General features: G+C 52.5%; 14 protein-coding genes. 5 read left to right on the plus strand and 9 right to left on the minus strand.

Translation table 11 applies throughout. The features are described from left to right. The 5 genes from ABYT30_RS10850 to ABYT30_RS10870 all read right to left on the minus strand — a co-directional run. The coding region (locus ABYT30_RS10850; protein WP_373096438.1) for an alpha/beta fold hydrolase at positions 1-654 on the minus strand (654 nt) is incomplete at its 3' end. A gap of 49 nt (positions 655-703) precedes the next feature. After that, positions 704-1003 (minus strand): DUF167 family protein, encoded by a 300-nt coding sequence (locus ABYT30_RS10855; protein WP_373078963.1) that lies wholly within the window; start codon positions 1001-1003, stop codon positions 704-706. 15 nt (positions 1004-1018) lie between these two features. After that, positions 1019-1606 (minus strand): YggT family protein, encoded by a 588-nt coding sequence (locus tag ABYT30_RS10860; protein ID WP_373078966.1) that lies wholly within the window; start codon positions 1604-1606, stop codon positions 1019-1021. A 5-nt stretch (positions 1607-1611) separates the two neighbouring features. Next, positions 1612-2430 (minus strand): pyrroline-5-carboxylate reductase, encoded by an 819-nt coding sequence (gene proC / locus ABYT30_RS10865; RefSeq protein ID WP_373096444.1) that lies wholly within the window; start codon positions 2428-2430, stop codon positions 1612-1614. A gap of 123 nt (positions 2431-2553) precedes the next feature. Beyond that, positions 2554-3267 carry a YggS family pyridoxal phosphate-dependent enzyme gene (locus tag ABYT30_RS10870; protein ID WP_373078968.1) on the minus strand — a complete coding sequence of 238 codons (714 nt, stop codon included), beginning with the start codon at positions 3265-3267 and terminating at the stop codon, positions 2554-2556. 163 nt (positions 3268-3430) lie between these two features. Here ABYT30_RS10870 and ABYT30_RS10875 point away from each other — a divergent pair, with 163 nt between their 5' ends. Both ABYT30_RS10875 and ABYT30_RS10880 read left to right on the plus strand, forming a co-directional pair. Further along, positions 3431-4465 carry a type IV pilus twitching motility protein PilT gene (locus tag ABYT30_RS10875; protein ID WP_373078970.1) on the plus strand — a complete coding sequence of 345 codons (1035 nt, stop codon included), beginning with the start codon at positions 3431-3433 and terminating at the stop codon, positions 4463-4465. 37 nt (positions 4466-4502) lie between these two features. Next, on the plus strand, positions 4503-5669 hold the full coding sequence (locus ABYT30_RS10880) for a PilT/PilU family type 4a pilus ATPase (protein ID WP_373078973.1): 1167 nt from the start codon (positions 4503-4505) through the stop codon (positions 5667-5669). Here ABYT30_RS10880 and ruvX read toward each other — a convergent pair. The 4 genes from ruvX to gshB are packed head-to-tail and all read right to left on the minus strand — an operon-like array spanning position 5666 to position 8552. Further along, positions 5666-6085, minus strand: coding sequence for a Holliday junction resolvase RuvX (gene ruvX / locus ABYT30_RS10885; RefSeq protein WP_373078976.1), 420 nt, complete (start codon positions 6083-6085; stop codon positions 5666-5668). The two genes, ABYT30_RS10880 and ruvX, sit on opposite strands and share 4 nt — an antisense overlap. A gap of 12 nt (positions 6086-6097) precedes the next feature. Further along, a complete protein-coding gene (locus ABYT30_RS10890) occupies positions 6098-6667 on the minus strand; it encodes a YqgE/AlgH family protein (protein ID WP_373078978.1) in 570 nt (189 codons plus the stop codon). Between the two features lie 44 nt (positions 6668-6711). Beyond that, positions 6712-7590: an energy transducer TonB gene (locus ABYT30_RS10895; RefSeq protein ID WP_373096440.1), complete on the minus strand. Its 879-nt coding sequence runs from the start codon at positions 7588-7590 to the stop codon at positions 6712-6714. Then, positions 7587-8552, minus strand: coding sequence for a glutathione synthase (gene gshB, locus ABYT30_RS10900; protein ID WP_373078983.1), 966 nt, complete (start codon positions 8550-8552; stop codon positions 7587-7589). The genes ABYT30_RS10895 and gshB overlap by 4 nt, the downstream gene beginning before the upstream one ends. Before the next feature lie 246 nt (positions 8553-8798). On the opposite strand from gshB, the gene pilG reads away from it, so the two are divergent. The 3 genes from pilG to ABYT30_RS10915 form a co-directional block, all read left to right on the plus strand. Then, on the plus strand, positions 8799-9194 hold the full coding sequence (gene pilG / locus ABYT30_RS10905; protein ID WP_184461374.1) for a twitching motility response regulator PilG: 396 nt from the start codon (positions 8799-8801) through the stop codon (positions 9192-9194). Positions 9195-9284: 90 nt separating this feature from the next. Then, positions 9285-9647, plus strand: a complete 363-nt coding sequence (gene pilH, locus ABYT30_RS10910; protein WP_373078988.1) for a twitching motility response regulator PilH — start codon at positions 9285-9287, stop codon at positions 9645-9647. 29 nt (positions 9648-9676) lie between these two features. Next, positions 9677-9946 (plus strand): chemotaxis protein CheW (locus ABYT30_RS10915; RefSeq protein WP_373096442.1); only part of this gene is annotated, 270 nt, incomplete at its 3' end.

A 9946-nucleotide genomic window follows, 5' to 3' on the forward strand; every position in this document is an offset into this window, starting at 1 on the left:
CGGTAGTGTATTGTGCTCAAGATAGCGTCCTTCAAAGAAATTGGGGTCCGAGGTAATGGCGCGCCGGGCAATTTCGTTAAAGGCAATATTTTGGGCTGATAATTTCATGGCCGAGGCAATGACAATGCAGTGACGCAGGGCGTCGGGGTGTTCCAGCGCCCAGCGCATGGCCTGCATGCCGCCGAGGCTGCCGCCAATAATGGCCGCCCACTGAGTGATGCCAAAGTGCTGCATCATGAGGTATTGGCTTTCAACCCAGTCGCGACACCGCAGAGGCGGGAAATCAGGGCCCCAAGGTTTGCCTGTCTCTGGATTGATGGCGGTGGGGCCGGTGGAGCCATTGCAGCCGCCGATATTATTGATGCTTAGTACAAAAAATACATTGGTGTCGATGGGCTTGCCGGGTCCAATGCAGCTATCCCACCAGCCCGGTTTGCGATCGTCAGGGTGATGGATGCCCGCGGCGTGGTGGTGGCCGCTGAGAGCGTGGCAGATCAGAATGCCATTGGATTTATCGGCATTGAGGTTGCCGTAAGTCTCGTAAACTATATCGTGTTCGGGTAGCGCCCGCCCGCAGGCCAAGGTCAGGGGCTGATCGAAATGCAGGGTTTGCGGCACCACAATGCCGACGCTGCCATTTTGTTCCTGTGTCATCTAGACCGTTTTCCTTGTAGTGCTAGGGCCTGATACCGGCTCAAATTGTTTATTTTACAACCGTGGCGAGGGCTTCTGGAATACATGCCGGCGCTTGAATTTTCAGGGTTTTCTGCCGACTCTGGGTGCCGGCACTGAGGCGGACTCGCTGCTTGCTCACCCCAAAGGCGGCGGCGACGAAGGCAATTAAACCAGCATTGGCCTTGCCGTCTGTGGCCGCTGCTGTAATTCTGATCTTGAGCCGATCGCCATATTGGCCAGCAAACTCGTTCGTGCTGGCCTTTGGCTGAATATGGCAGAATAAAATTAAATCGCCATTTTGCCACTGGTAGTAATTGGCTGTCGTCACGGTATCAGCCGCGGTTTATAGGCCCATTACCAGCGCTGGGTGCAGACCGGCACTGCCCGCCAAATGCCGCAACAGCACTTCGAGTACATTGATAATCAAAAACACAAAAATCGGCGACAAATCGAGGCCGCCCATGGGGGGGATTATTTTGCGAAACGGCGCCATGACCGGTTCTGTAATTTGAAATAGCAGGCGCGCAGCGGGATTGCTGCCGCCTTGGGCAACCCAGCTCATAATGATATTGCCGATAATGGCGAAAAAGTAGAGGTTGAGTAAGGCACTGCAAATACCCAGTACTGACCAAATAAATAACTGGCCGATATTGGGAAGACGGCCGCCGTAGATTTGGAAGAGGATCGCGATACCAACCGCTTGAATCAGCAGCGCTAATAGCAGGGAGGCGGTGTCAACTTTGCCGACACTGGGAATAATTTTGCGCAGCGGGAGTACCAATGGATTGCTGACTTTTACCACAAACTGGGAAATAGGATTGTAATAGTCCGCTTTCACGAGCTGTAAAATCATGCGCAGTAAAAACACCGCGATGCCTAGGCTGACCACGGTATTTAGTAGAAGCGTGGTGATTTCGTTAACAGCACTCATTAAAACTATTCTCCGTCCAGTTCAAGGGCGAGTTCTTCAGCGCGAAGACGTGCGCCGTCTAGGGCTTGGCCAAATAATGCTTCCAAGCCACCCGCTTGTAATATGTTTATGGCGCGTTCTGTGGTGCCCTTGGGCGAGGTCACCCGGCGGCGCAATTCTGCGGCGTCGACATCACTCGTAATAGCCATTTGCGCGGCGCCCAGTGCCGTTTGCAGAGTGAGCTGATTCGCGACTTCTTGGCTAAGTCCCAGGTCCACGCCTTTTGCCTGCATGGCCTCCATTACCAAAAAGAAATAGGCTGGCCCGCTGCCTGACAGGGCAGTGACCGCGTCTAGTTGGGCCTCACTGTCTACCCAAAGTGCCAGTCCTACAGCTTGTAGGATCTGTTCCGCCTGCTCGCGCTGGGTGGCGCTGACCTTGTCATTGGCAAACAGGCCGGTGGCACCGCTGCGTACCAAGGCTGGCGTATTGGGCATGCAGCGCACAATCGCGGTATTACCGCCTAGCCATCCGTCCAAGCTACTGCTGGTAACGCCGGCGGCAATGGTAATGATCAGCGGCTGTTGGTCTTGCACGCTGGCGGCGATGTCGTTAGCCACTATTTTCATGATTTGGGGTTTGACCGCTAAAATTACAATATCAACGGCGCTAATTAAGGCGTGATTGTCACTGCCAATGTGCACGGCCGCGACCTCGCGGAGCTTAGCTAAGCCTTCGGTGTTCGGGTCACTGGCCCAGATCTGGTCGGCAGCAAAGCCGCTGGCCACAAGGCCGCCAATGATACTGGACGCCATATTGCCGCCGCCGATAAAGCCGATACGCATAGTACTCACCACGTTAATCCTTTTTTTACTGATGCTCGCTGCTACATGAGTTGCTGCGTAGCACAGGGAATTTGCCGACGGCAGTATACCAGCCCTGTTTTGATACTGGCAGTGAATGCCGCGTCAATCGGGCGTGCTTGCTGCGCGTGGGCCAAAAATATCGCTGCCGATGCGCAGTATGGTTGCGCCCTCGGCAATGGCAGACTCCATATCGGCAGACATACCCATCGACAGGGTATCTAGGTGCGCCTCTGGAAAACGCTGACGAAGCGTCTGCAGTAGCTCGCGCACGGCAGCAAAATTGCGACGCTGCTGTATTGGGTCAATGGTGTTGGCGGGGATGGCCATTAAGCCGCGCAGACGTAGCTGAGGCTGGCTTAAGGCCAGTTCGGCGAGTGCTGGAATTTCATGAACACTGGCCCCAGCCTTGCTCGGTTCGTCGTTGATGTTTACCTGAAGACAAATATTGAGTGCTTCGAGTTGCGGCGGGCGCTGCTCATTGAGGCGGCTGATGATTTTGGCCCGGTCAACGCTGTGTACCCAGCTGAAGTGTTCGGCAATGGTGCGGGTTTTATTGCTCTGGATGGGGCCAATAAAGTGCCAGCATATGTGTTGGTCGGCAAGTTCACTTTGTTTGGCGAGGGCTTCCTGCAGGTAATTCTCGCCGATATCGCTTACGCCCGCCGCTAAGGCAAGGCGGATTTCTGGGGCGCTGCGGGTTTTGCTAACGGCCATCAAAGTGGGCTTTTGGCCGTCGGAGGCATAAAGTTGTTGGGCTAGGGCTATTCGCTTCCGAATCGCTGCTATATTACTAAGTATGGTATTGGTCGTTGTCATGGGCGAATTATGCCCGATCTCTACCGAGGCGTCGCTTTTCAGGAGCTGTACGGCAAAATAAAAACATTGTGCTGTACGCCGTTGCCGTCGCATTATAAAGTTTTGATTCTGGTGCTGCCTGCGCAGGCGGCGCTGTGCGGTTTTGATGTGTTCGAGGAATTACATGGATATCACCGAATTATTGGCCTTCAGTGCGAAACAAAATGCATCTGATTTGCACTTGTCGGCGGGTTTGCCGCCGATGATCCGGGTAGACGGCGATGTCCGCCGTATCAACCTGCCGCCCCTTGAGCATCGTGAAGTCCACAGTCTGATTTACGAAATTATGAATGACCGGCAGCGCCGGGATTTTGAAGAATTTCTGGAAACTGACTTTTCATTTGATGTGCCGGGGGTCGCCCGCTTCCGGGTAAACGCCTTTAATCATAATCGCGGCGCGGGTGGCGTATTCCGGACGATTCCGTCCAAGGTTTTGTCTATGGACGACCTTGGTATGGGGCAAGTGTTCAAAGATGTATCGATGTTGCCACGGGGCCTAGTCTTGGTTACCGGGCCAACGGGTTCAGGTAAGTCGACAACCTTGGCGGCGATGATCGACTACATCAATGATAATAAGTTTGATCACATTTTGACCATTGAAGACCCGATTGAATTTGTTCACGAATCTAAAAAATGCCTGATTAACCAGCGAGAAGTACACCGCGATACCCACGGTTTTAACGAGGCACTGCGCTCGGCGTTGCGTGAAGACCCAGACATTATTTTGGTCGGCGAATTGCGTGACTTGGAAACCATTCGTTTGGCGCTAACCGCCGCAGAAACGGGTCACTTGGTGTTTGGCACCCTGCACACGACCTCAGCGGCCAAGACCATTGACCGTGTTGTCGATGTGTTTCCCGGTGATGAAAAATCGATGGTGCGTTCGATGCTATCAGAATCGTTGCAAGCGGTTGTGTCGCAAACATTGTTGAAGCGCCCCGAGGGCGGTCGAATAGCCGCTCACGAGATCATGATTGGTACGCCGGCGATTCGAAATTTGATTCGCGAAGACAAGGTCGCGCAGATGTACTCGGCGATTCAGTCTGGTGCCGCGCTGGGGATGCAAACCATGGATCAATGTCTGAAGGATCTATTGGCTAAACGTAAAATCAACCGCGATGCAGCGCGTCTCAAAGCGCGTTTCCCGGAGAACTTCTAGTGGTTGATGATTCGCGACGCCGATTAGGGGCGCAATAGTGGAAATAGAAAAGTTATTAAAGATTATGCAGGACAAAGGCGCCTCGGATTTATTTATTTCCGCAGGGGTCGCGCCGTCGATTAAAATTAATGGCCAGATGATCCCCATGAGCAGTAATGCGCTGAGCCCTGAGCAAACTCGGGAAGTGGTGCTTGGTGTCATGAATGATCAGCAGCGCCGGGAATTTGTGCGGGATAAAGAATGTAATTTTGCCATTAGCTCCCGCGGTATTGGCCGTTTCCGGGTTAGCGCCTTTTATCAGCGCAATCTCGTGGGCATGGTCTTGCGGAGAATCGAGACTAAGATCCCGACCAGCGATGAATTGGGTCTACCAGAGATTGTGAAAGAGCTGGCCATGACCAAGCGTGGACTGATTATCTTTGTCGGTGCGACCGGCACAGGTAAGTCGACGTCTTTGGCGTCGATGATTGGTCACCGCAACGAGAACTCTCGGGGCCATATCATCACGGTAGAAGACCCCATTGAGTTTGTTCATCAGCATCACGGTTGTATTGTGACCCAGCGGGAAGTGGGTATCGACACCGAGTCATTTGAAATTGCCCTTAAAAATATGCTTCGCCAGGCGCCAGATGTCATCATGATCGGCGAAGTTCGGACCAGAGAGGCGATGGAGCAGGCGATTACCTTTGCTGAAACTGGGCATCTTTGTTTGTGTACCTTGCACGCCAACAACGCCAACCAAGCATTAGACCGCATTATTCACTTTTTCCCCGCGGACCGGCACCCCCAACTTTGGATGGACTTGTCACTCAATCTCAAGGCCATGGTTGCTCAGCAGTTAATCCCTACCCGCGATGGTCAGGGCCGCCGCGCCTGTGTAGAAATTTTGCTCAATACGCCGCTGGCCTCGGACCTCATTCGTAAAGGTGACGTAGCCGGTATAAAGGATTTAATGCGCAATTCCACTGAACAGGGCATGCAAACCTTTGATCAGGCGCTCTACGACCTATATTTGGCGGGTGAAATTACCTACCAGGATGCAATTGCTCACGCGGATTCGGCCAATGATCTGCGTTTGCTGATTAAGCTTGGCGCCGATAATGACCCTGAGAAAATGCACTCTATGGCGGGTGATTTGCGGATGCAGCTGGACGAAGATGACAATCGTCCTAACTCTGGGGCCAATACTAGACGCCGTCGTTAGCCGCGCATCCAGCTTTCTAAAATGATGACTGCGCTGCGGCTGTCGACACCTTGGTTTTTGAAGTCGCGGGAGCCGCTGTCGGCAATGATGTCGCCTTTGGCTTCGAAGCTGGATAGGCGCTCATCGGCAAAGTGTACCGGCAGACCAAAGCGGCCGTGGAGGCGGTTGCCAAATTTGCGGGCGCGGTGCGACATTTCTGATTTACTGCCATCCATATTCAACGGCAGGCCGACGACAATGGCATTGGGCTGCCACGTTGCAAATAAGCTGTCGATGTCCTCCCAGCGTGGTATACCGTCTTTGGCGGTGATAGCGCCCTGAGGCGATGCAGTGCCAGTCAGCGTCTGACCCACCGCGCAGCCGATCCAGCGCAGGCCGAAATCAAAGCCGATCAGGGTTTGGGGTTTAGCTGTCATCGGGTGTGGTCCTTAAGCGTGACCGCTGTCCGAGCCGATTTGTGAGAATTTAATCCCCAGTATGGCCAGTGCTGCGTCCACTTTTTTGTCTGAGGGCACATTAAACAGTACTTCGTCATTGGCAGGTAGCGTCAGCCAAGTATTGCTTTGAATCTCCTCTTCTAGCTGGCCTGCATCCCAGCCCGCGTAGCCTAGGGCAATCAGGCTTTGGCTGGGGCCGCGATTGAGGGCGATGGCCTCTAAAATATCGAGGGAGGTGGTCAAGGCAACGGTGTCGGTGACCGCGATGCTGGCCTCCCAGTCCTGGTTGTCGCGGCGGTGGAGGACAAAGCCACGGTCAGTGTGGACGGGCCCGCCAGCGAAGACCGGCTCGTGATGCTCAAAAATTTGGCCGGCTATATCGAGCTGCTCCAGTATTTCATCTACTTCCATGTCGATTGGACGGTTAATGACAATGCCCATTGCACCTTTGTCGTCATGCTCGCAAAGATAGGTAATGCTGTGCGTAAAGATACCGTCCCTCAGACCGGGCAGGGCAATAAGGAAGTGGTTTTTCAATGACGGGAACAGAGTTTGATCCATGTCATTAGTATGGTTTAAGTTGGGTTAAACACAAGGCCAAGCCGTTAGCTACGGTTGGTTTTTAGGCCCTGGCGCTCAAAGCGCCATGTGCGCACAATGCCAAGGCGATTTTTGCCATCTAAGACGTCGGCGGGGATGGCCTCAAAGGGCGCCGCTTTGCGCACGATTCGATGTGCCGCTTGGTCTAATACAGCACTACCGGAGCTACTGAGTATTCGCACCTCGTCGATCCGGCCGTCGGGCATAAGCATGAGCAATAGACGCAGTTCGCCCTCTATACCCTTGCGCCGGGCTTCCTCGGGGTAATTGGCGTTACCTATGTCTTCTATGCGTTGTTCCCAGCGATTTAGGTAGATAGCATCGGGGGAGCCTTTGGTGGCAACCGAGGTAATGAATTTTGGCCTGGGCATACGCGCATAAGACTGATTCAGTTTGTCGAGCTGGGCTTCTAATGACGCGATGTTGTCGCTTAATTCGGTACTGTCGTCACTGCCTTGCCATTGCTGCTGTTGCAGGACCATGCGGGTATTGCGCTCGGTACTACTGCGAGTGTTATTTGCGTTACTGCTCAATTCCGGCGACGGTGACTGCTTCGGGGTATTTTTTGCGAGTTTCAGTGCGTCTTCGCTGGGCGTAGTGTCATGAAAGGCGCTGTCAGACATGCTGCGCAGTTCGGCCTTCTTGTCGAGGCTGCCGCTGCCGATTTGATCGTATTGCGCAAGATAATCGGCCTCGGCGGGTGCGTCTTTGCTGCGATACTGGGCGAGGGTTATTTCCAAGCTCGGTAACTTTACGCGGGCATTCTCTGGGGCGAAATTCAGTCCCAGAATAAGTGCCAAATGCATGGCGGTGGCAATGACAATAATAAAGCCAAGCCGCTCTGGTGGCGGTTGGTCTTCAACAAAAACGAGATTGCTGCTCATGCCCGGCTGGCCGTGGCCGCGAATTTAGCCGCGATGCAGTCCATTAATTGACCCGCGATGTCAGTGCCAAATTGGTCGTCAATTTCTCGGATACAGGTGGGGCTGGTGACATTGATCTCGGTCAGGTATTCGCCAATCACGTCCAGACCGACAAAAAGCAAGCCCTTGGCTTTGGCGATCGGGCCTACTTCGGCGGCGATACGGCGGTCGCTGTCACTCAGCGGCTGCGCGCGACCAGTGCCGCCGGCGGCCAAATTGCCGCGGGTTTCTCCTTTGGCGGGAATGCGAGCGAGGCAATAGGGTACTGGATCGCCATCAATCAATAAAATACGTTTGTCGCCGTCTTTTATTTCCGGCACATAGACCTGGGCCATAATCGTGGTTTGGCCGTGATTGGTGAGGGTTTCTAAAATAACGCCGACATTGGCATCGTCTGGGCGAAGTCTGAAAATAGAGCTGCCACCCATGCCATCTAAAGGCTTCATGATGACATCGCCATGCTCGGCATGAAAAGCTCGCAGGCGGGCTTGATCGCGGCTAACTAAGTGAATGGGGCCTAGTTGTGGAAACTGCAGCGCAAATAATTTCTCATTGCAGTCGCGCAGGCTCTGGGGTTTGTTCACAACCCACGCCCCCTGACTTTCAGCCAGTTCCAAGATGTGAGTGGCGTAAAGGAATTCATTGTCAAAGGGTGGATCTTTGCGCATTAGAATAACGTCGAGTTCACCAAGGCCGATGTCTAGGCTGTCGCCGAGCTCGTAAAAATGTTGTGGGTCTTTAAAAACCTGAAGCTGGCGGGTAGCGGCTCGCGCAAGCCCACCACTGAGGTAGAGGTCGGCCGTGGTCATGTAATGAATTTGCCAATTACGTTCAGCTGCCGCCCACAACATGGCCAGTGTGGAGTCTTTTTTGTACGTAATATGATCAATGGGATCCATTACCACACCCAAACGAATTGTCATTTTGATACCTATGTCGAAAACTTCGCGAAAAGGGGTTTCTTATGCATAGCTACTGCGCTAATAATTAGCTCTCATAGAATACCGCTAAAATAGCGCATTATCTCAAGTTCAGGCAATTTTGCATTACTGATCTCTTTCGGGATGATGGTGTTGGGGCGGATTCCGTGTGAAAATCGAATGAGTGTGCGCTCGAATAAGGGAATGTTGGTGCATAAAATTGAAACCTGAAAAAGGTTCGCATTACCTATGGAAGTCAATTTTTCTAGTTTAAAAGTCATGATTATCGATGACAGCAAGACCATTCGTAGAACGACTGAGACCTTGCTTGCCAAAGAAGGCTGTACAGTTGTGACTGCCGTCGATGGCTTTGATGCCTTGGCAAAAATAGCGGATACTAAGCCTGACATCATTTTTGTTGATATTATGATGCCGCGTTTAGATGGCTATCAGACCTGCGCTTTGATAAAAAATAATACTGAATTCAAGTCAACGCCAGTCATTATGTTGTCGAGTAAAGACGGCTTGTTCGATAAAGCCAAAGGCCGTATTGTTGGATCCGATCAATACCTGACAAAGCCTTTTAGTAAGGGTGAGTTGCTTGAGGCAATTCAAACTCACGTACAGATTGCGCAAGCGCAATAATAGCCAGAATCATCGCCAATTTGGGCTGCATGCCACTGCTTTTGGCGGTGTTATGCGCCGTATTCATACGGCGTTAACGAGGGAAGTTACATGCCACGGGTGTTAATAGTCGACGATTCACCGACAGAAATTTTTAAAATATCGCAAATCCTCAATAAAAGTGGTTATGAGGTTTTGACCGCAGAAAGCGGTGAAAAAGGGATAGAACTGGCTAAACAAGAGCTGCCAGATGTTGTGTTAATGGATATTGTTATGCCGGGCCTGAATGGTTTTCAGGCTACTCGGCAGCTTAGTCGGGACCCTGAAACCAGTGGTATTCCGGTTATCATTGTCACCACTAAAGATCAGGAAACCGATCGTTTGTGGGGCCAGCGGCAAGGCGCCAAAGGCTATTTGACGAAGCCAGTCGATAGCAAAGGGCTGCTGAAGGCGATTGATGCAGTACTTAACTGAAAGCTCAATTTACGACAGTGAGCGGAACCATGTCTGACACCTCGTCGTTTGACTATTTGCTCGAGTTGTCTCGTCGCTGCCATGTGGGCATAAATGCCTTGCCGAGTGCCCGGGATCAGGTCGTGATGAGCTGGAGTGGTGTTGGTTTTTTACTTGGCGAGCATTATTGCGTGGCGGCCATGGATGATATTGCCGAAGTGCTTACTGAACCCGCGAGTACGCGTTTGCCTGGTGTAAAGCCTTGGGTGCGCGGGGTCGCTAACGTCCGTGGCAGGTTATTGCCCTTAATTGATTTGACC

The sequence above is a fragment of the Zhongshania sp. genome (assembly GCF_041623545.1).
GTDB lineage: Bacteria > Pseudomonadota > Gammaproteobacteria > Pseudomonadales > Spongiibacteraceae > Spongiibacter.